Source organism: Eubacterium sp. AB3007, from assembly GCF_000688015.1.
GTDB lineage: Bacteria > Bacillota > Clostridia > Peptostreptococcales > Anaerovoracaceae > Aminicella.
Window position 1 is genome coordinate 165,778 of sequence record NZ_JIAD01000001.1, and the last position, 19,942, is coordinate 185,719.

The following is a 19,942-nucleotide window of genomic DNA, read 5'->3' on the forward strand; positions in this document are numbered from 1 at the left end:
AGGATGACAGACGACAGAGGCTATAAAACTGGAATCATCTCTATGCTGGGCTGTGATGTGCTGTGGGGCGTACTGCCTCTCTATTGGCAGGCCTTGCGGCCCATTGACTCCTGGGTGATCATCTTCTATCGGATCTTTCTGGTAGGGCTGGTGGCTGGGATCGCATCGTTGTGGATCTACGGACTGCCTGCCATCCGGGAGCAACTGGCGGTGCGCTCCAATCTATGGAAGTTTCCTCTGGCGGGTTGCCTGATCACCTGCAACTGGAGCATCTACATCTGGGCGGTGAATGCGGATCACGTGATCCAGACCTGTGTGGGGTATTACATCGAGCCTCTGATCGTGTGCCTACTGGGGATACTGATCTTCCGGGAGAAGGTCACCAGGTACAAGCTCATCGCCATGCTCTTCGCGCTGGCAGGGTTGGTTGTCATCCTGATCCATTTCATGGAGCCGCCGCTGATCGCGGTCTCCATCGCCACTTCCTTCGCCGTCTATGCGGCGGTGAAGAAATGGTTCGACCTTCCTCCGATCATGTCGGTGTTTCTGGAGACGTTGTTTCTCATGCTGCCGGCACTTTGTGTCATCATTGGCATCGAGGTCACCGGACACGGAGCGTTGGCGGTGGCGACTCCCGGAAAGTATTTGCTCCTGCTTTGCTGCGGCATCCTGACGGCCACACCACTGAGCCTGTTCGCTGCAGCGGCCACCAAGGTGCCTATGATCACCGTAGGATTGCTGGAATATCTGTCTCCATCCATCGCACTGCTTATCGGGATCTTCTTCATGAAGGAACCCTTCGATGCCGTACAACTGGCGGCCTTCGTGATCATCTGGGTAGGGCTTGTGTTTTTTACATACGGAGAGTGCAAGGGAGAGAATGATGTCTGAAAAGAAAGAACGGATCCAGCTTGGGGATCATTTTGAATATGGACGGATCATCAGGTTCGTGTTTCCCTCCATCGTGATGATGGTATTTACCTCGATCTATACCATCGTAGATGGACTGTTTGTGTCGAATTTCGCCGGGACAGTGCCCTTTGCGGCGATCAATTTGATCATGCCTGTGTTTATCATCGTGGGCGCCCTGGGATTCATGCTGGGAGCTGGTGGGTCGGCGCTGGTGTCTCAGAAGCTGGGCGAGAAAAAGCCAGAGGAGGCCAACCGGTATTTCTCACTATTCGTTTACACAGTGATGGTGGGCGGTGTAGTCATGTCTGCGCTGGGACAACTCGCGCTGCGGCAGGTGTCCATCTGGCTGGGAGCCAGCGGCGAACTGTTGGACAACTGCGTACTGTATGGAAGGATCATGCTGTGCAGCATGGTGTTCTTCATGCTGCAGAACCTGTTCCAGGCCTTCATGGTGGCTGCCGAAAAACCGCGGCTGGGCCTGGTGTTTACCGTCAGCGCCGGAGTGATCAATATGGTGCTGGATGCCTTGTTCGTAGGACTTCTGAGCTGGGGGCTTGCCGGTGCCGCCTTCGCCACGCTGGTTGCGGAGACCTTTGGAGGTCTGGTCCCGGTGATCTATTTCCTGCGGCCGAATGACTCGCTGCTACAGCTCGGGCGCACCCGGGTGATGTGGCCGGTGCTTTGGAAGGCCACCACCAATGGTTCTTCGGAGATGATGAACAGCATCGCCGCTTCGGTGGTGACGATCCTCTACAACAAGCAGCTGCTGCGACTGGCAGGGTCGGACGGCGTGGCCGCCTATGGGGTGATCATGTATGTGGTGTTCATCTTCCTGGGGGTGTTCATGGGCTATGCGGTGGGCATTGCCCCGGTGTTCAGCTTCCACTACGGTGCCGGGCACAAAGCCGAGCTTCGCAGTCTGTTCCGCAAGACCATGGTGCTGTTGTCCTGTGCCGGTGTATTGATGACAGCGGTCTCCTGGGCGCTTTCCGGGACACTGACGGATATCTTTGTAGGATACGATGCGGACCTGCGGGCCATGACACTTCACGGAATGAGGATCTTTGTGACTTGTTTCCTGCTGAGCTGGTTCGTGGTCTTCGGATCCTCCTTCTTCACGGCACTTGGGAACGGTTTGATCTCGGCCACTATCTCGTTCCTGCGGACTCTGGTGTTCGAGTGCGGTTCGGTCCTGTTACTGCCCATGATCTTGGGCCTGAACGGCGTCTGGGGCTCCATCGTGGTGGCGGAGGTGATGGCCTGCGTAGTAACGGGAGTGTTCCTGCTGAAGAAGAGGAAGGAGTATTTCTACGATTGATTCTTCTTCTCAACGGTGGTATGATGTAGAAAAGACAAAAGGAGATGAAAACATGCTGACACTTGACAGAGCGAAAGAACTGAACGAGTCCATGGTGACCGAGGAGAGCCTACGTGTCCATTCGCTGAACGTGATGGCAGCCATGGGTGCGATGGCAGATCATTTTGGGGAAGACAGAGAGCACTGGATGGCCATCGGCTATCTGCATGATTATGATTACGAGAAATATCCCGAGGAACATCTGCACCATACCGAGGAACCGCTGCTTGCGGCCGGGGTGGATCCAGAGGATGTTCGGGCGATCCTGTCCCACGGATACGGACTTTGTAACGATATCGAACCCCTGACCAACATGGAGAAGAGCCTGTATACGGTGGACGAACTGACAGGGATCATTCAGGCCTGTGCCAGGATGAGACCCCATGGGATCACCGATCTGACTGTGAAGAGCTTCATGAAGAAATTCAAAGACAAGAAGTTCGCCGCCAAGTGCGAGCGGCCTTTGATTCTGGATGGATGCGAGCGGCTGGGTATGGAAGTACGGGATGTGGCAGAGATCTGCATCGAGGGCATGAAACCCTTCGCGGAGGAGATCGGCCTTCTGGGAACAGAGGCTGAGTAAGGAAGACAACAGGAAAGATTGAGACAACGGGCATGAGCCCGTTGTTTTTGTGATGTGCCGGAGACGTGCCCTTGTCTTATCGTTTTTCCCGCTCCGCCAGCTTCTTCACGATCTCCGCATGGACATCCCGGCTGATTGGGTACTTCCAGATGGCCAGAGAGGCCAGGACCAGGAAGAAGGCAGGGAGGACGGTGGTACAGTGGGCGACCCAGGTCAGGGCAGATTCCGGCTGCACAGTGTGGGTGCCGTCAAACCCAGCCAGATCCAGAATGGTTCCCAGCAGAAAACTGCCAAATCCCAGAGCAGCCGCTTCCACCAGCCCCTGGAGCGAAACGATCATGGATTCACGGTCCTGTCCGGTGGTGAACTTGTCATACTCGCAGATATCGAAGTAGATAGAAGGCACCAAATCCCAGTACACACAGGTACAGAAGGCCAGCATCAGCAAATAGAAGAGGAGCCAGACCAGACTGCCGGCAGGTGTCAGCCGCAGGATCACCATCCCGGCAAAACCGGTCAGGAAGAACAGGATCAGCGTCTGCCGCTTGTCGATCGCAAGCGCCACCTTGCCCACGATCCAAAGAAGAGGGAGCCCGATGATGGGACGTCCCAGCAACAGGGCCGAAAGTTTGACAGAGGGAAGACGGAGGTTATAGGTCATGAAATAGACCATGTCCGACATGATCATGGAGTAGCACACCAGCGCACATATACTTGCCAACACAAGCCACCGTACCGGAGGCAGTTTCAGGATGGAAAGGTATGCCGCAAACAGCTGGCGGATGCCTGGGAGTTTAGGGCGGCGAAGCTCCGGGCAGGGCGGGTCTTTACGTTTGGAAGCCAGATAGGTCAGAAGGATCGTAATGCCGCTCACCAGGCCCATCACTCCTGCTACTGCCATCCATGCCAGGCTCGGGGTCGCGCCACGAGCTGTGAGATAGGCCACCAGGTTTGGTGGGACAGCCACACAGACGATATTTCCCAGCATGTTGAAAAAACTGGCCCAGAGGCGCAGCACAGTGCGGTCGTCATAATTGTTGGTATAGTCTACCCCAAGGGCCAGATAGGGGACAAAGAACGTGGTATAGCAGACCCAGAAGATCATGAGCATCATGCCGTAATAGAGGGATTTCAGGGGCTCAGGAAGAGGCATGTTGGTAAAAAGAAGCACTAGCGCAAGGGGGAGCGGAATGATCATTGCACGCAGAAAGGGGCGCCGTCTCCCTCTCCTGGTGAAGAGGCCGTCCGAGAGGATGCCCATGAAGGGATTATACAAAGCATTCCAGATCGCGCCGATGGCCGTCATCAAACCGGCGACGGCAGGCCGAACCCCTGCCACGGTAGTGGCGAAAAACATAAAGAAAGTGCCCACAAAGGAATAGGAAATAGAGTCCGCCATGGAGGCGTACCCGTAGCCAAGATCATCTTTCCATGTAAGTCTTTCCATTCACTTTCCCTCTTGTTTCAATCATAGTATCCCGTATGCATTATATTGCATTTTTCCTGTTTGTGAAACCCTTTTTCTTGAATATAATGGTATCTTATGTTAGAATTTAGAAAGTTTAATGATTATGTAGAAACGGGAGGTATTATGAAGAATATTTGGAATACGTGGTCCAGACTATCGCTGATCCAGCAGATCTGCATCGGTCTGGTAATCGGTATCTTTTTGGGAGTGGCCTTTCCAAAGGCCACTGGAATAGGGTTATTTGGTACACTGTTCGTATCAGCGTTGAAGGCAGTGGCGCCGATCCTGGTTCTGGTGCTGATCGTGAACGCCATCTGTCATCACGAGACAGGCAAGAAGACCAACATCAAGAACATCATCGGGCTCTATCTGGTAGGTACCTTTGCCGGTGGAGCGATGGCGGTGATCGTCGCCAGACTGTTCCCGGTGAAACTGGTGCTGAACGGAGTGGATGCGGCGGACACCGCCTCAGCACCGACCGATCTTGTTACGGTGTTGACCAATCTTCTGACCAACCTGGTGGCCAATCCTATCCACGCCCTGGCAACACTCAGTATCTCAATCGATCCTGAGACACTGTCGGCTTCCACCAGTGTCAGCCCTAACTTTTTGGGGATTCTGGTGTGGGCCTGCCTACTGGGGCTCTGCCTGATCAAGGCAAGACAGAGCACCAAGGACATGATCGAGGATTTGGCAAACTCCATCTCCCAGATCGTTCGCTGGGTCATCAAGTTTGCACCCCTGGGCGTTATGGGGCTTATCTATACTGCGATTTCTACCACAGGCCTGTCAGTGCTGGTCTCTTATGGGCAGATCATCCTGCTTCTGGTGGGTATCATGTTGCTGGATGCGCTGGTGTTGAACCCCATCATCGTGTTCACTCAGATCCGCCAGAACCCGTATCCGCTTGTACTCCGTTGCCTGAAGGACAGCGGCATCACTGCGTTCTTTACCAGAAGCTCGGCAGCCAACATCCCTGTGAACATGCAGCTTTGTGAGGATCTGGGGCTGGACAAGGATACCTATGCCATCTCCATCCCTCTGGGGGCGACCATCAACATGGCGGGCGCGGCGATTACCATTTCCACCCTGACCATGTGCTGCTGCTTTACCATCGGCCACCAGGTGCCCTTGGGGCTTGCCATCATCCTTTCTGTGCTGTCGGCTTTGTCCGCCTGTGGCGCGTCGGGTGTGCCTGGAGGATCGCTGTTGCTGATCCCACTGGCCTGCTCGCTCTTCGGGATCCCGGGAGACATTGCCGCGCAGGTCATCGGTGTTGGCTTCATCGTAGCGGTAGTGCAGGATTCCATGGAGACTGCCATCAACTCTTCCACGGATGCGCTGTTCACGGCCACTGCAGATTTCAAACGTCAGAAGAAAGAAGGCAAGACGATCAAGGTCAGCATCCTGGGCTGATCGGCGTACTGGCCGCAGAGATATACAGATGATCATCATGGTGTTGTAGATGGAGCGGGGCGCCATCTGCAGCGCCATATTGTTTTTCTGCATTTTTGTGAGGTAAACGATGTTCGTCAAACGTATATGGAATAGCACTGGAAATCTTGCTATTGTGAAAGAAATAATTCCTTGAAAGGAGGATTATCTGATGTTATCATTCCTGATCGCATTACTTGTTCTGATCTGCGGCTATCTTGTATACGGACGATTGACCGAAAAGATCTTTGGCCCGGATGATAGAGAGACGCCGGCGTATGCCATCAACGATGGTGTGGATTGCGTGCCCATGAAGACCTGGAAAGCGCTTTTGATTCAGCTACTGAATATTGCAGGGACCGGTCCCATCTTCGGTGCGTTGATGGGAGCCTGCTTCGGCCCGGTGGTGTTTCTGTGGATCGTCTTTGGTGCTATTCTCGGGGGAGCTGTCCATGACTACATGAGTGGAATGATTTCCGAGCGTTATCAGGGACAGTCCATCGCTCAGTTATCAGGGACGTTTATGGGAACACCTGTGCTCTATCTCATGAGGCTGTTCGCTATCGTATTGCTTGTATTGACAGGGACCGTATTCGTCACTAGCCCGGCAGCGCTTTTGTCCAGCCTGACGCCGGAGGCGCTGACGAATGGTTTCTGGATCGTTGTGATCCTCATCTATTATGTGTTGGCAACGTTGCTTCCCATCGATAAGGTCATCGGGCGTCTGTACCCGGTGTTCGGGGTAGTGCTGATCATCATGGCTATCAGCATTGGCGGTGGCATCTTCCTGTTGTCGGGGTACACGATCCCTGAGGTACAACTGAAGGACCTGCACCCTGACAATCTGCCGATCTGGCCGTTTATGTTCATCACTGTGGCATGTGGCGCCATCTCCGGGTTTCACGCGACCCAGTCTCCCATGGTGGCCAAGTGTATTACCAGTGAGAAGGTAGGCAGGAAGGTATTCTACGGCGCCATGATCATCGAGTCTGTGATCGCGCTGGTATGGGCAGCCGCCGGGGTGGCCTTCTACGGCACCACCCATGTTCTGAGTGATGCCTTAGCAGACCTGGGGCAGTCGGGGGTTGTCTACCAGATCAGCCACGATATGCTCGGCAGTATCGGGGGTGTACTGGCGGTCATCGGTGTGGTGGTCTGTCCCATTACCTCTGGTGACACGGCCTTCAGAAGTACCAGACTGATTCTGGCGGAGTGGAGCGGTCTTGACCAGCGACGTATCCGAAATAGACTGATTCTCACTTTGCCGATCCTGGCGGTGGCAGCACTTCTAACCCAGATGGATTTCAATGTCCTTTGGAGATACTTCTCCTGGAGCAACCAGACTCTGGCGATGATCTCTCTTTGGACGGCCACCTCTTATCTGATCCACAAAGGCAGGTATAAGTGGGGGTCATTACTTACAGCTCTTCCCGCCACATTCATGACGGGAGTGACTGTGACCTATATCCTGATGGCACAGGAGGGGTTCGGTATGGGTGCATCCAAAGCCTATCCTATTGGTATCATCGCAGCAGTATTCATGATCGTGGTCTATTTCATCGAGATGTATCAGTGGAGTATCGCGGAAGAACAATACAGCCTGAAGTGGGAAAGAGTAGGCGATATCAATAAGAGGGCTTAGGCTGCCTCGTCAATGCCTGTTTTTGAGGCATATGTTGACTGTACGCAATCAGTTGAAACTAGTTACCTGGTTGCGGGTGGTGTGGAAGTTCCATGCAAAACAGGGGAATGGGCGATCTGCATGGAACTTTTCGTGGCTGAAGTTCCATGCAAAACGAGGAAATGGCTGATCTGCATGGAACTTTTCGTGGCTGAAGTTCCATGCAAAACAGGGGAATGGGCGATCTGCATGGAACTTTTCGTGGCTGAAGTTCCATGCAAAACGAGGAAATGGCTGATCTGCATGGAACTTTTTGTGGCTGAAGTTCCATGCAAAACAGGGGAATGGGCGATCTGCATGGAACTTTTTGTGGCTGAAGTTCCATGCAAAACGAGGAAATGGCTGATCTGCATGGAACTTTTTGTGGCTGGAGTTCCATGCAAAACGAGGAAATGGCTGATCTGCATGGAACTTTTCAACCTCTCGGAGTTCCAAACAGAATGTAGATCGCACTTTCAAGGGAAAAGACTCCTTAACCGACTAGTCTTATCGCATAGAAAAATCTCATCGCCCGATTCGGACGATGAGATTTTGTTTTTAGCCATCCATTTGCTCACGCAAATGGGGTTAGGTCTCCCAGCCGTAGGTTGCAGCCAGTCAGCCATCGTCTCCGACTCGGCTTCCTGGGCAACCCTGACAGGGGACCTACCATCCATTTGCTCACGCAAATGGGGTTAGGTCTCCCAACCCGTGTTTTACGCGGTCAGCCTCCTCGGCTGTCTTGGCGTCGTTCCAGTTATCCATAGTACCTACCAGGTAGCCTGTGATGCGGCGGATCCGCTCGAAAGGAACGTGGCTAAAGGTATAAGTCAGGCCAACGTACTCTGGATCCTGCTCGTCCACCTCGATGGTCAGGTCGTTCAGTGTTCTATGATACTTCTCCTGCAGGTAATCAACGTAGTTGTTCGCTTCCTGTTCGCTTATGTTGTGCGGCTTATGCAATGTCATAACGGTATACCCCCTTCTATATCATTCAATTGTTCTATATGATATTATACACCATATCTTGTGTCGCAAACGGAAAAGTTTGTCTAAATATTGTATTTTTGAAAGTGCAAAAATATTCACCGAAAAGTTCACAGTTGTGGTAGAATGGAAGGGAGTTTTGGACGGGAGTATGCGACTACTATGAATAACCTGAAAGCAAATTTCGGATACGCGGAAATTTTCGCTACATACTGGATGGCTTACTGCATGATTGCAAGTTTTAGTTCAGTGTTTCTGCTGGCCAACGGATACAGCAACACAGAGATCGGAATCCTCATCGCCATCGGGAATCTGGTATCGGTAGCCATTCAACCTTTGGTGGCGAATATGGCCGATCAGTCGGAGAGGGTCAATGTGTTTGATATATCCTCAGTGATGACGATCCTGCTGGTAATCGCCATGGGGATCCTGCTGGTTTTCCATGGACGCAGTCTGATGGTGTTCTGTACGTACCTGCTGATGTTTGCGGTCCACGCGGCCATGCAGCCATTGCTGAACTCCATGAACGCCACACTGTCCTACCGTTGCATCACGGTGGACTACGGGATTTGCCGGGCAATGGGGTCTCTGTTCTATGCGATCATGTCGGCAATCCTCAGTTGGATGGTCGTTCGATTCACAGAACTGTCTCTGCCCATGGCGGGAGCTGTCGCGACCGTGCTGCTGTTAGCAGGGCTCTTCTATCTGAACCGCCTGTACAACGCTGCCCGGTCGGGAGCACACTCACAAGGGGAAGACGGGGAGGGGGAAGAAGATGCGATCCAGGATACCCCTATCACACTGGGAGCGTTTGTCAGACGGCACCGGGTATTTCTGGTGCTTACCTTCGGAATCTTTCTGATCTACTATGATCATCAGATCATCAACTTCTTCATGCTGCAGCTGTTCAAGAACGTTGGCGGTGGGAGCACGGAGATGGGAACCTATTACTCCATCATGACTGTGCTGGAGGTCATCCCACTGTTCGGATTCACCTGGCTGACCAAACGTTTCAGTACATCTTTTCTGCTGAAGCTGGCCACCATCGGCTTTGTGCTTCGGGCGGTGACCATGCAGCTGGCGGGCACACCGACGATGTTGCTGCTGACACTGGTCGTGCATCCCATCGGTTTTCCGCTATTCCTTCCCACCATCGTGCGGTATATTGGCGAGATCATGGATGCGCGAGAGGCGGTGCGGGGCCAGTCCCTGTACGTCATGGTCATCACCGTCAGCGGTGTAGTAGCAAGTGCCACCGGCGGCTGGGTGTTGGATACGCTGGGAGCAGGAGCGCTTCTTTGGATCTGTACGGTTACCTGTGTGCTGGGCGCTGCAGTGATCATGCCATTGGTAGAGAAAGCAAGGAAGGAGTAATGCATGAGAGATAACGCGATCACAAGTCCGACCTATCTGGCTCGGAAGATCATATTGGAGTATTTGCAGCCGGGAGACCTGGCGGTGGATGCCACCTGTGGCACCGGGCAGGACACTGCCTTTCTGGTAGGTTTCACCGGCGGTATGATGCAGGATGCAGGCGGCAGCGTATTCGCCTTCGATATCCAGGAGGAGGCCATCCGAAGGACCAGGCAGCTTCTGGGAGAGGGGGCAGAACGGAACGTCACCCTCATCCAGGAAAGCTTTGTGCACATGGACGAGTACGTGGAACCGGGCACCGCTGCGGTAGTGATGTTCAATCTTGGATACCTTCCCGGTGGCGACAAGTCCATCACCACCACCGCAGAAGAGACGGTGATTGGGTTGGAAAAGGCGCTGGAAACAATTCGGGTAGACGGTCTGGTGTCGGTAGTGATGTACAGCGGGCATCCAGAGGGCGCCCGGGAGAAAGAGGCGGTGATGGAGTGGGCAGCGGCGCTGGACCCCCGGCAGTACCACACTGTATATCTGGGATTTCCAAACCAGCCCAGCGATCCACCGGAAGTCCTGCTGATCACAAAGAAATACGGAGGTGACTGGTATGACGAAGTATGACATAATCATTGTGGGAGCAGGTCCGGGCGGGATCTTTGCAGCCTATGAGCTGATCCATCTAGCCCCGGAGTTGTCCATCGCGGTGTTCGAGGAAGGGCACGAGCTGGCCAGACGCCATTGCCCTATCGATGGCGACAAGGTCAAGGCTTGCATCGGCTGTAAGAGTTGTTCCATCATGAGTGGATTCGGTGGCGCGGGGGCATTCTCTGACGGCAAGTACAACATCACCAATGATTTTGGCGGTGATCTCCACAGATACATCGGCAAGCAGAAGGCGCTGGATCTCATGCACTACGTGGACGAGATCAACCTGTCTCATGGCGGTCAGGGCACAAAGCTTTATTCCACGGCGGGCAGTGCCTTCAAGAAAATCTGCATGCAGCATAACATGAAACTACTGGATGCTTCTGTCCGACACCTGGGCACGGACATCAACTACGTGGTGCTTGGGAATTTGTACAAGGAACTGCAGGAGAAGGTGTCCTTCTTTTTCGATACACCTGTGGAACATCTGCGTCACCTGTCCCAGGGCGGGTACGAGGTGGAAACAGCGGACGGTTCTTATCAGGCAGACCGCTGCATCGTGTCCGTTGGACGAAGCGGCAGCAAGTGGATGGAGAAGGTGTGCAAGGAAATGGATATCCCCACCCGTTCTAACAGAGTGGATCTGGGGGTGCGGGTAGAACTGCCGGCGCCAATCTTCAGTGACCTTACCGATGACCTCTATGAGAGCAAGATCGTATACCGTACCGCGCAGTTTGAGGATCAGGTCCGTACATTCTGTATGAATCCCAATGGCATCGTGGTCAGCGAAAACACCAATGGAATCGTAACAGTGAACGGCCATAGTTACGAGGGCGATGACCTCAAGACAGAGAACACCAATTTTGCGCTATTGGTATCCAAGCACTTTTCGGAGCCCTTCAAGGACAGCAATGGTTACGGCGAAAGCATCGCCCGCTTGTCGAATATGCTGGGTGGCGGCGTCATCGTCCAGCGGTTTGGAGATCTGATCCGCGGGCGCCGTACCAATGAGAAGCGCCTGAAGGAAGGCCTGGTGACACCGACTCTTTCGGCAACTCCCGGGGATTTGAGTCTGGTGCTTCCCAAGCGGATCCTGGACGGGATCGTCGAAATGGTCCTGCAACTGGATAAGATAGCCCCCGGTACCGCCAATCCGGACACGCTTCTCTACGGAGTGGAAGTAAAGTTCTACAATATGGAAGTCTCTCTGGATGAGAATCTGGAGACCTGTTATCCTGGCCTGTTCGTGATCGGAGACGGAAGCGGAGTGACGCATTCTCTCTCCCATGCTTCCGCCAGCGGGGTCTATGTGGCCAGACATATGGCAGGGCAGTAGGGAAGACATAGAACTCAATATAGAAAGAAGGAGTGTTTTTGTACATGGCCCTGACCAAAGAAGGTGACAAATACATAAGATCCGAATATGAGGCGCTGGCCGGTGTGTTGGCCGGCAGTCCCATGGAGCGGATGTTTCATCTGGATATGTATCGGTTCGCCTGCTGGGCGCTCACCATCGATGAGCTGAAGCCGGCAGACAAGATGTCGTACATAGCACAGATCACGGGCATGGAGGTGACAAAGAAACGCGTTCGCGACTTTCCCCCCATGGATCCGGACAGTAAGCTGTCTGTCATCAGTGCGCTGACAAAGCAGGACATCGATGCCGGAAACACGTTTGGGGAAGAGACAGAGAGTCTGACAGAAAGGTGCCTGCGTTTCATGGAATTGTTTGCCTATGGGATCTGTACCGTGGGACGGCGGAAGTTTTCCCAGCTGGAAAAGGACCGGATCGAGTCCTATATCTCAAGCCAGCGGGCTGAGATGCGGCGCGCGTTCGAACGGGCAGAACAGGCGGACGCCCCAGCGCGCGCCGCGGCTGAAGGTAGCGCCGGCGACACAGACCCTGCCGGCGCATCAGGTGCGCGCCGCCCGAACCCCATGAGCAGGGCGGCGCGAGACCGTATGATCGCGGACTGCCTGAATGAGCCCGCGCCGGCCGCTAAACCGGAGTTGTCCCCCCTGCAGAAGGCCAGGGGACAGAAACTGCTGGTGGCCGGGGTAGTCGGTGTACTGGCAGGTTTCTTCCTGATCGCGCTGGTGATCCTGCTGATCGATGAATCAAGGAGCAATGTGGCGGTGTTGGAATCCTATACCGGAACCACGTACACCAAGGAGCAGATCGCATTGCTCATTCAGGAGCAGAAAGAAGCCCAGAGGGAATCCCTTTTGAATATCCTGTGGACAGTTCTAACACAGATCATGCCTGGATTGCTGGGGTTTGTCACCCTGGTGCGCAGCAGCCGGCCAGCGCCGGCAGGCGCACGGAACCGGCAAGAGGTCCTGGCTTCAGAGAGAAGGAAACCCGGGTGGGGTACACTGGTGGCCGGAGAGGCTTTGTGCGTTGCAGGGATGATCAGGACCATCGTCATGTTGGCGATGGGTCCATCGTGGATGGCGCTGGCCGAAGTGCCGCAGATCTTCTGGTTGGTGTTTGCGGCGCGGTATCGGCGATGCATGTAGGAGGTAAGGCATGAGTAAGAAGATTCCTTTCAGGTATGTGCGAGTCCAGGGTAAGGAACTGGCGGAGAACACTATGTTTGCTAAAGGGGTTTTCAGCATGTGCTGGCAGATGATTCAACAGGATATCATGGAGGAAGAGGACGCAGAGCTTTTTCAGGAGATCGACGACTGGTTTGCGGAGTATCTGCCCTGGCCGGAACCGTGCAAGCGACAGGAGCCGGTGGTCTGCTGGTTCAAGACGGAGAACGCCCAGGAGATGATGAGGATGATACGTCCGGCGATGTGGCTGCTGGAGAAGTACGATCATCCTTACTATGTGGTGTATACCAACACTCCGGGAGAGATCGTGTACGAGGACAAGTATCAGATCGCGGCCAAGACAGATGGATTCCTGCAGATCGATCCGGTACAGACATCCTGGACGCCGGAGGATTGATGGAAGAACTGCTTCCGGGAAGTAATCATTAAGTTATTTTAAGAAAAATCCCTCTTTACAAATCGCTCCGTATACTATATACTTTCCTCGATGGACGGTATCCCTCATTTGGGAACTGTACCGTATGACGAACCGGATCCTGGAACTTGGAAAACACGTCACCTTTTTATGAAAGAGGTGATCGATTGAAAACAGGATTTGTTGGAGCAGGGAAAGTAGGATTTACACTGGGTAAATTCTTTAGGGAGCAAGGCAAACAGGTTGCAGGCTACTACAGTCGCAACACCGAATCTGCCGAAGAGGCAGCACAGTTTACTGAAACGGCAGCTTACGCCACTCTGGCGGAGCTAGTACAGGACAGTGACGTGTTGTTCCTGACCGTTCCTGACAGCAGCATCACCTCGGTCTACGAGGAGATCCGCCGTTATCCGATCCGGGGAAAGTACATATGTCATTGCAGTGGAGCGCTCTCATCCGAGGCGGCTTTTCCAGGCATTGACAGCACAGGTGCATACGAGTATTCCGTTCATCCGCTGTTCGCGGTAAGCGACAAGTACCACGCTTACCAGGAACTACCGGATGTTTTTTTTACCATCGAGGGACAGCAGGACCATCTGGAAGAGCTGCGGAGCATGTTGACAAACATGGGCCTCACGGTAAAGAGCATCGATCCCGCCGCCAAGACTCTGTATCACGCGGCAGCCGTCATGGCCAGCAATCTGGTCACCGGTCTGCTGGCAGAAGCGGCAAATGTCTTTGTGCAGAGTGGGGCAGTGGAGGATACGCAGGAGGCGTTGGCTGCCATGGAGTCACTGATCCGCGGGAACGTGGAACACGTGCTCCGGGAGGGGCCGGCCGCGAGTCTGACGGGCCCGGTGGAAAGGGGAGACGATGGAACGGTCCGAAAGCACCTGGCCGTGCTGAGAGAAAACGAGAGGAAGCTATACACGGCCCTGTCACAAAGCCTTGTGGCACTGGCCGAACAGAAGCATCCAGACCGCTCATACGAGACCATCAAAGAACTATTGTCCAAGGCGGGCGAAGAAACCCGCAATCGTGGAGGTAACCATTGATGAAAAACACTGTTTTGACTTTTAAGGAAATGAAAGACAAGGGAGAGAAGATCTCCATGCTCACATGCTACGACTACTCTACCGCCAAGCTGATGGATGGCACCGTCAACGGCATCCTGGTGGGGGATTCCCTGGGGAACGTTATGTTGGGCTACGAGGATACCATCTCTGTGACCATGGAGGACATGATCACCTACGGCGGCGCGGTAGCCCGCGCCTGCAAGGAAACGCTGGTGGTGGTGGATATGCCTTTCATGAGTTACCAGATCTCTGCAGAACAGGCACTGACCAACGCTGGACGTCTGATGAAGGAAGCGCACTGCAATGCAGTGAAGCTGGAGGGAGGCCGAGCGGTCTGTCCTCAGATCAAGGCCATCACTCAGGCGGGCATTCCGGTGAACGCCCACATCGGTCTTACGCCCCAGTCCATCAACGCACTGGGCGGAAACCGGGTGCAGGGCAAGACCGAGGAAGCGGCGAAAGCACTGCTGGAGGACGCCCTGGCGGTACAAGAGGCAGGAGCCTTCGCGGTGACGCTGGAATGCGTACCGGCACCCCTGGCCAAGCTGATCTCCGACAAGCTGGAGATCCCCACCATCGGCATTGGTGCAGGTGTGGGATGCGACGGACAGATCCTGGTGTATCAGGATATGTTGGGCATGTTCCACGACTTCAAACCGAAGTTCGTGAAGCATTTCGGCAACATCGGGGACGAGATGGTAAAGGCCTTCCGTTCCTATGACAGCGAGGTGAAGGCGAAGTCTTTCCCGGACGAAGCCCATTCCTTCAAGATGAATAACGAGGAACTTTTAGAGAGATTATATTAAGGAGACAGAACGATGAAAACAGTAACAACGATTGCAGATCTGCGCGCACAGGTAAAGGAATGGAAGAAGGAAGGGCTGACCGTAGGGCTTTGTCCCACCATGGGCTACCTTCACGAGGGACACGCATCACTGATGGACAAGTCGGTCTCCTGTTGTGACCGCACCGTGGCATCGGTGTTCGTGAACCCGATCCAGTTCGGGCCTACCGAGGATCTGGCTACCTATCCGAGAGATTTTGAAAGAGACTGCCAGTTGCTGGAAGAGCATGGCGTAGATCTGGTATTCCATCCGGAGGACAGAGAGATGTATGCAGAGGATTTCAGCACCTTCGTGGATATGCAGGTGCTGTCCACCACTCTCTGTGGTGCTTCCCGGCCAATCCACTTCCGAGGCGTGTGCACCGTCATCACCAAGCTTCTGAACACGGTGAACCCAGACAAGATCTTCTTTGGTCAGAAGGATGCCCAACAGCTGGCAATCATCCGCAGAATGGTCAGAGACCTGAACTTTGATGTGGAAGTTATCGGCTGCCCCATCGTCAGGGAACCGGATGGTCTGGCCAAGAGTTCCCGGAACACCTACCTGTCTGCGGAGGAACGCAAGGCGGCGCTGATCCTCTCCAGATCCATTCGTCTGGGACAGGATCTGTGCGAAGGTGGCGAGCGTAACAGCGCAGCGCTTCTGGGGGCCATGAAAGACAAACTGGCTACCGAGCCTATGGCAAACGTGGAGTACGTGGAAGTGGTGAACGGCGAGAACATGCAGCCCATCGACACCTTCCAGGAAGGAGATCTGGTGGCCATGGCTGTACGCATCGGGAGCACCAGACTCATCGACAACTTCACCGTGGGTGATCCCAAGATCACCTTCGCAGAGTAAGGAGGGATCCATGCAGATCGAGATGTTGAAAGGCAAAATCCACAGAGCTACCGTCACCCAGGCGGAACTGAACTACGTGGGTAGCATCACCGTGGACACGGAGCTCCTGGAGAAGGCTGGCATCCAGGAGTACCAGCGAGTGGAGATCGTCAACGTGGATAACGGCGAGCGCTTTGCCACCTATACCATCGCGGGGGAGCGGGGCAGCGGCATCATCTGTCTCAACGGTGCAGCCGCTCGCTGCGCCTGCGTTGGGGACAAAATCATCCTCATGGCCTACTGTCAGATGACCCCGGAGGAGGCCCGGGAGCACAAGCCTTCCGTGGTCTTCCTGGGAGAGGGGAACAAGATCGAGAGGATCACCGATTACGAGAAGCATGGCGTGATCGCCTGAGAAGAAAAACCGCTGCCCGGCGCATGTGCGCTGTGGCAGCGGTTTTGATTTGGTTCTATGGGATTGGCCTACAGGGAACTGCCCAGGTGGTAAGCCTCGTCGATTTCCGGTTTTCCTTCCGTGTCACCGGGCTGGGTCACGTGGCCGCAGAGAACCTTGCCCAGACTCTTCCAGCCGATATGCTGTTCCAGGTGGTCATACCAGAACTCGCTCTCTTCAAACCCGGCTCCTTCGGCCGCCATGATCAGCACGCTGTCCTTCACCGGATTGCGATAGCCTGGATCACATTCTGCGATGGCGAACAGGCGGTCAAACGCGTTTTTCAGGAATCCGGAGATGGACCAGTAGTAGAGCGGAGAGGCAAGCACCACGATGTCAGCCTCCTTATAGGAAGGGTAGATCTTCTCCATATCGTCTCTCTGAGTGCACGGGTGTTCGGGATCCTTTCCACCGCACCAGCACCCCAGGCAACCGTTGATCTTCATCTTCGGCAGGAAAAACTCCTGCACCTGGTGCCCTGCTTCTTCGGCGCCGCGCCGGAAGGCAGCGGTCAGAGCGGCAGTGTTGCCGTTGCTCCGGGGACTGCCGTTGAGTATTATGATTTTCTTTTCCATATGATTCCTTCCTTTCGTCAGTGCTCGTTGACATGATATTGTCTCACCGTTATAATTATAGAAAACATGTGAAAGAAAAGCAAGTACGCACATTTTGGATATATACTATCCTGGAGGGAAGTGTTATGGAAGCGAAGTGCATATCCGATTGCCAGTTGGGAGACACCGGGTTCAACTACACCATGTCTCTGATACAGGGGAAGTACAAGATGATCATCCTCTACACCCTGATGGAGTTTGGGGTGGTCCGATTTAACGAGATGAAGAAATACATCGGGACGATCACCTTCAAGACACTCAGTTCCACCCTGAAGCAGTTGGAGGCGGACGGCCTGATCCTACGCAAGGAGTACCCCCAGATCCCGCCAAAGGTGGAGTACAGACTGTCTGCGCGAGGCGCCTCTCTCATGCCTATCCTGGATCAGATGTGCGAATGGGGAGACAAGAACCGACGGTAGGAAAGGATGTGAAGCGATGAAGATCGAACGTATCTATGGAATCTATTTCAGTCCCACAGGGAGCACGGAGCAGGTGGTGCGGGCAGTGTCCGCCGGTGCGGCGACGACCTTCGGGAGCATCAGTCCGCAGTACATCGACCTGACACCGCCCCAGGCGCGTACGGCGGACCTGCAGTTTGGCCCCGGGGATCTGGTGGTCATCGGTTCGCCTACCTATGCCGGGCGTCTACCCAACAAGGTCATGCCGGATCTGCGCGCCCATATCCTTGGAGGAACACAAGACCCCGGGCCCCTTTGTCTTCCGGTGGTCACCTTCGGGAACCGCAGTTACGACGAGTCCCTGAAGGAACTGGCACAGCTCATGAAGAAGAATGGGTTTACGGTGGTGGCGGGCGCGGCGGCAGTCTGCCGTCACGCCTTCACGGATCAGCTTGCGGAAGGTCGGCCTGATGCTGCCGACCTGGATGATCTGGCTACCTTCGGCGGCCGGGCCGCAGGACGGATTCTGGAAGGCAGTGCGTCCCAGGCGCCGGGCACCGCCCTGACCGCCCTTCTGGAGGAGGAAGTCGGCTCGTATTACACTCCCAGGCAGGAAGACGGTACTCCGGCAAAATTCCTGAAAGTCAAGTCCAAGGCAGATCCGGGGAAGTGCAACCGGTGCATGCTTTGTGCGGCGGTGTGTCCCATGGGGAGCATCGACCGGGGCGACCCCTTCAGTGTACCTGGGATCTGCATCAAGTGTCAGGCCTGTGTCCGTAAGTGTCCGGTGGGGGCCAGGTATTTCGATGACCCGCAGTTCCTGTCTCACGTGAGGATGCTGGAACGGGATCACAGAGACCGGAAAGAGAATGTATACCTATGAAGATCGAAAGTCATGAAAACCAGACTATAGAGAGGATCGCTGCGCTGGTGGCGGAAGCCGGAGGCCGGTGTTTCTACGTGGGCGGATGCGTACGGGATGCTTTGCGCGGGGAGTCGGTGAAGGATCTGGACGTGGAGGTCCATGGCCTGAAGCCAGCAGAATTGGAAGGGATTCTGGACCAGGTCGGTGAACGGATCGCGGTGGGCGAATCTTTCGGGATCTACATGCTTCGGGGACACGACATCGACATCGCCATGCCAAGACGAGAGAAGGCCAGGGGCCGAGGGCACCGGGACTTCGATGTGTTTGTAGATCCGGATCTTGGGCTGAGGGAAGCGGCCAGGCGGCGGGATTTCACCATCAATGCCATGATGCTGGATGTGCTTACCGGAGAGCTGCAGGACCCCTTCGGGGGAGAAGCGGATCTGGAGGCAGGGGTGCTTCGCCATGTGGACGAACGGTCCTTCGGGGAGGATCCATTGAGGGTGCTCCGCGGGGCGCAGTTTGCGGCGCGGTTTCGGTATGAGATCGCAGAGGAGACGCGAAGGCTTTGTGCCGGGATGGACCTGAAGACGCTTCCCAAGGAACGCATTCTGGGGGAGGTGGAGAAGGCGCTGTGCAGGGCCGAGGAACCGTCGATCTTCTTTCGTCAGCTAAGGCGCATGGAGCAGCTGGACCTTTGGTTTCCGGAACTGGCGGCGCTGATTGGCGTGCGGCAGGACCCGCGTTTCCACCAGGAGGGAGATGTTTGGAACCACACCATGATGGTGCTGGACCAGGCGGCGCGGTACCGGGAAGAGACAGAGGATCCAACGGGATTTATGCTGGCGGCACTGTGCCACGATATGGGGAAGGCGATCTGCTATCAGGAAGAGGGCGATCGCATCCATTCCTACGGCCACGAAACCGAGGGGCTGCCACTGGTGCGCGCGTTTCTGGAGCGGATCACCGGCGAGAAGGCGCGGATCCGGTATGTGTTGAATCTGGTGGAACTACATATGAAACCAAACGGAATGGCCCACGCCCATTCCTCGGTGAAGGCCACCAATCGGTTGTTCGACCGGGCGGTGGATCCGGCGGCGCTGATCTACCTGGCGGTGGCAGATAGCAAGGGGATGTGCCCGCCGGCGGACGATACGGCCCTGGCGTTCCTGCTGGAGCGTCTGGACCTCTACCGAGAGTATATGGCCCGGCCCTACGTGACCGGGCGTGATCTGGAAGCGGCAGGGGTGCGTCCCGGGCCTGGCATGGGAGCCCTGTTGGCCTACGCCCACAAGCTGCGGCTGGCAGGGGTACCGAAGGAAGAGGCCCTGCGGCAGACTTTGGGGATGGCACGCTCAGGAAAGGGCATATAGGGGCAAGCTGGAATGTGGTGCGGAGTTGCAAGGTTGTTAGTAGTTGCAGATCAATGTGGAGTATTCGGTGGAAGGCTTTGTGTGAAGGAAGGGGAATTCCAACATATTCC

Annotated in this window: 20 protein-coding genes and 1 pseudogene; 17 read left to right on the top strand and 4 right to left on the bottom strand. The window is 54.9% G+C overall.

Annotated features, from left to right (window positions below; all coding sequences use genetic code 11):
- Positions 1-3: 3 nt before the first annotated feature.
- Genes rarD through P156_RS0100765 form a run of 3 tightly spaced genes read left to right on the top strand, consistent with a single transcriptional unit; the run spans position 4 to position 2,852 of the window.
- Entirely contained in the window at positions 4-891 is an 888-nt protein-coding gene (gene rarD / locus P156_RS0100755) for an EamA family transporter RarD (protein WP_027868514.1), read from the top strand.
- On the top strand, positions 884-2,230 hold the full coding sequence (locus P156_RS0100760) for an MATE family efflux transporter (RefSeq protein ID WP_034801986.1): 1,347 nt from the start codon (positions 884-886) through the stop codon (positions 2,228-2,230). Before rarD ends, P156_RS0100760 begins: the two co-directional genes overlap by 8 nt.
- 52 nt (positions 2,231-2,282) lie before the next feature.
- Complete coding sequence (locus P156_RS0100765; RefSeq protein ID WP_027868516.1) at positions 2,283-2,852, top strand: HD domain-containing protein; 570 nt, start codon at positions 2,283-2,285, stop codon at positions 2,850-2,852.
- A 76-nt stretch (positions 2,853-2,928) separates the two neighbouring features.
- On the opposite strand, the gene P156_RS0100770 is transcribed toward P156_RS0100765, so the two are convergent.
- On the bottom strand, positions 2,929-4,299 hold the full coding sequence (locus P156_RS0100770) for an MFS transporter (protein ID WP_027868517.1): 1,371 nt from the start codon (positions 4,297-4,299) through the stop codon (positions 2,929-2,931).
- A 144-nt stretch (positions 4,300-4,443) separates the two neighbouring features.
- Between P156_RS0100770 and sstT the strand changes: the two genes are divergently transcribed.
- Positions 4,444-5,736: a serine/threonine transporter SstT gene (sstT, locus tag P156_RS0100775; protein ID WP_027868518.1), complete on the top strand. Its 1,293-nt coding sequence runs from the start codon at positions 4,444-4,446 to the stop codon at positions 5,734-5,736.
- Between the two features lie 190 nt (positions 5,737-5,926).
- The gene (locus P156_RS11020; RefSeq protein WP_051600464.1) at positions 5,927-7,396 is read left to right on the top strand and encodes a carbon starvation protein A; all 1,470 of its coding nucleotides are present in this window, start codon (positions 5,927-5,929) and stop codon (positions 7,394-7,396) included.
- A 48-nt stretch (positions 7,397-7,444) separates the two neighbouring features.
- Here P156_RS11020 and P156_RS13245 read toward each other — a convergent pair whose 3' ends face one another.
- Both P156_RS13245 and nrdD read right to left on the bottom strand, forming a co-directional pair.
- Positions 7,445-7,870 (bottom strand): hypothetical protein, encoded by a 426-nt coding sequence (locus P156_RS13245; protein WP_185752097.1) that lies wholly within the window; start codon positions 7,868-7,870, stop codon positions 7,445-7,447.
- Positions 7,871-8,095: 225 nt separating this feature from the next.
- Positions 8,096-8,383, bottom strand: coding sequence for an anaerobic ribonucleoside-triphosphate reductase (nrdD, locus tag P156_RS0100790; protein ID WP_027868520.1), 288 nt, complete (start codon positions 8,381-8,383; stop codon positions 8,096-8,098).
- Between the two features lie 180 nt (positions 8,384-8,563).
- Between nrdD and P156_RS0100795 the strand changes: the two genes are divergently transcribed.
- From P156_RS0100795 to panD, 9 genes and pseudogenes are all read left to right on the top strand, one after another.
- Complete coding sequence (locus tag P156_RS0100795; RefSeq protein WP_027868521.1) at positions 8,564-9,775, top strand: MFS transporter; 1,212 nt, start codon at positions 8,564-8,566, stop codon at positions 9,773-9,775.
- A gap of 3 nt (positions 9,776-9,778) precedes the next feature.
- Positions 9,779-10,390 carry a class I SAM-dependent methyltransferase gene (locus P156_RS0100800; protein ID WP_027868522.1) on the top strand — a complete coding sequence of 204 codons (612 nt, stop codon included), beginning with the start codon at positions 9,779-9,781 and terminating at the stop codon, positions 10,388-10,390.
- Positions 10,377-11,750: an NAD(P)/FAD-dependent oxidoreductase gene (locus P156_RS0100805; RefSeq protein WP_027868523.1), complete on the top strand. Its 1,374-nt coding sequence runs from the start codon at positions 10,377-10,379 to the stop codon at positions 11,748-11,750. Before P156_RS0100800 ends, P156_RS0100805 begins: the two co-directional genes overlap by 14 nt.
- 44 nt (positions 11,751-11,794) lie before the next feature.
- Positions 11,795-12,934: a hypothetical protein gene (locus tag P156_RS0100810; protein WP_027868524.1), complete on the top strand. Its 1,140-nt coding sequence runs from the start codon at positions 11,795-11,797 to the stop codon at positions 12,932-12,934.
- 10 nt (positions 12,935-12,944) lie between these two features.
- The gene (locus P156_RS0100815; RefSeq protein ID WP_027868525.1) at positions 12,945-13,370 is read left to right on the top strand and encodes a hypothetical protein; all 426 of its coding nucleotides are present in this window, start codon (positions 12,945-12,947) and stop codon (positions 13,368-13,370) included.
- Between the two features lie 143 nt (positions 13,371-13,513).
- Positions 13,514-14,443, top strand: a pseudogene (locus P156_RS13695) (Rossmann-like and DUF2520 domain-containing protein); the annotation flags it as partial.
- The gene (gene panB, locus P156_RS0100825; RefSeq protein ID WP_027868527.1) at positions 14,443-15,270 is read left to right on the top strand and encodes a 3-methyl-2-oxobutanoate hydroxymethyltransferase; all 828 of its coding nucleotides are present in this window, start codon (positions 14,443-14,445) and stop codon (positions 15,268-15,270) included. The pseudogene P156_RS13695 and the gene panB, both read left to right, overlap by 1 nt.
- Positions 15,271-15,282: 12 nt before the next feature.
- On the top strand, positions 15,283-16,149 hold the full coding sequence (gene panC / locus P156_RS0100830; protein ID WP_027868528.1) for a pantoate--beta-alanine ligase: 867 nt from the start codon (positions 15,283-15,285) through the stop codon (positions 16,147-16,149).
- Positions 16,150-16,159: 10 nt separating this feature from the next.
- Positions 16,160-16,543 carry an aspartate 1-decarboxylase gene (panD, locus tag P156_RS0100835; protein ID WP_027868529.1) on the top strand — a complete coding sequence of 128 codons (384 nt, stop codon included), beginning with the start codon at positions 16,160-16,162 and terminating at the stop codon, positions 16,541-16,543.
- A gap of 68 nt (positions 16,544-16,611) precedes the next feature.
- Here panD and P156_RS0100840 read toward each other — a convergent pair whose 3' ends face one another.
- A complete protein-coding gene (locus P156_RS0100840) occupies positions 16,612-17,157 on the bottom strand; it encodes a flavodoxin family protein (protein ID WP_027868530.1) in 546 nt (181 codons plus the stop codon).
- A 125-nt stretch (positions 17,158-17,282) separates the two neighbouring features.
- On the opposite strand from P156_RS0100840, the gene P156_RS0100845 reads away from it, so the two are divergent.
- The 3 genes from P156_RS0100845 to P156_RS0100855 are packed head-to-tail and all read left to right on the top strand — an operon-like array spanning position 17,283 to position 19,832.
- Positions 17,283-17,615, top strand: coding sequence for a helix-turn-helix domain-containing protein (locus tag P156_RS0100845; protein WP_027868531.1), 333 nt, complete (start codon positions 17,283-17,285; stop codon positions 17,613-17,615).
- 16 nt (positions 17,616-17,631) lie between these two features.
- On the top strand, positions 17,632-18,477 hold the full coding sequence (locus tag P156_RS0100850) for a 4Fe-4S binding protein (protein ID WP_027868532.1): 846 nt from the start codon (positions 17,632-17,634) through the stop codon (positions 18,475-18,477).
- Positions 18,474-19,832, top strand: coding sequence for a CCA tRNA nucleotidyltransferase (locus P156_RS0100855; RefSeq protein WP_051600465.1), 1,359 nt, complete (start codon positions 18,474-18,476; stop codon positions 19,830-19,832). The genes P156_RS0100850 and P156_RS0100855 overlap by 4 nt, the downstream gene beginning before the upstream one ends.
- Positions 19,833-19,942: the final 110 nt, after the last annotated feature.

Bases quoted from the DNA above. Each gene is read 5' to 3' on its own strand.
- rarD (WP_027868514.1), top strand. From the start codon at position 4: ATGACAGACGACAGAGGCTATAAAACTGGAATCATCTCTATGCTGGGC.
- sstT (WP_027868518.1), top strand. From the start codon at position 4,444: ATGAAGAATATTTGGAATACGTGGTCCAGACTATCGCTGATCCAGCAG.
- P156_RS0100770 (WP_027868517.1), bottom strand. From the start codon at position 4,299: ATGGAAAGACTTACATGGAAAGATGATCTTGGCTACGGGTACGCCTCC.
- P156_RS0100845 (WP_027868531.1), top strand. From the start codon at position 17,283: ATGGAAGCGAAGTGCATATCCGATTGCCAGTTGGGAGACACCGGGTTC.
- P156_RS0100850 (WP_027868532.1), top strand. From the start codon at position 17,632: ATGAAGATCGAACGTATCTATGGAATCTATTTCAGTCCCACAGGGAGC.
- panC (WP_027868528.1), top strand. From the start codon at position 15,283: ATGAAAACAGTAACAACGATTGCAGATCTGCGCGCACAGGTAAAGGAA.
- P156_RS0100795 (WP_027868521.1), top strand. From the start codon at position 8,564: ATGAATAACCTGAAAGCAAATTTCGGATACGCGGAAATTTTCGCTACA.
- nrdD (WP_027868520.1), bottom strand. From the start codon at position 8,383: ATGACATTGCATAAGCCGCACAACATAAGCGAACAGGAAGCGAACAAC.
- P156_RS0100815 (WP_027868525.1), top strand. From the start codon at position 12,945: ATGAGTAAGAAGATTCCTTTCAGGTATGTGCGAGTCCAGGGTAAGGAA.
- P156_RS0100800 (WP_027868522.1), top strand. From the start codon at position 9,779: ATGAGAGATAACGCGATCACAAGTCCGACCTATCTGGCTCGGAAGATC.
- P156_RS0100765 (WP_027868516.1), top strand. From the start codon at position 2,283: ATGCTGACACTTGACAGAGCGAAAGAACTGAACGAGTCCATGGTGACC.
- panB (WP_027868527.1), top strand. From the start codon at position 14,443: ATGAAAAACACTGTTTTGACTTTTAAGGAAATGAAAGACAAGGGAGAG.
- panD (WP_027868529.1), top strand. From the start codon at position 16,160: ATGCAGATCGAGATGTTGAAAGGCAAAATCCACAGAGCTACCGTCACC.
- P156_RS0100805 (WP_027868523.1), top strand. From the start codon at position 10,377: ATGACGAAGTATGACATAATCATTGTGGGAGCAGGTCCGGGCGGGATC.
- P156_RS0100855 (WP_051600465.1), top strand. From the start codon at position 18,474: ATGAAGATCGAAAGTCATGAAAACCAGACTATAGAGAGGATCGCTGCG.
- P156_RS0100760 (WP_034801986.1), top strand. From the start codon at position 884: ATGTCTGAAAAGAAAGAACGGATCCAGCTTGGGGATCATTTTGAATAT.
- P156_RS0100840 (WP_027868530.1), bottom strand. From the start codon at position 17,157: ATGGAAAAGAAAATCATAATACTCAACGGCAGTCCCCGGAGCAACGGC.
- P156_RS0100810 (WP_027868524.1), top strand. From the start codon at position 11,795: ATGGCCCTGACCAAAGAAGGTGACAAATACATAAGATCCGAATATGAG.
- P156_RS11020 (WP_051600464.1), top strand. From the start codon at position 5,927: ATGTTATCATTCCTGATCGCATTACTTGTTCTGATCTGCGGCTATCTT.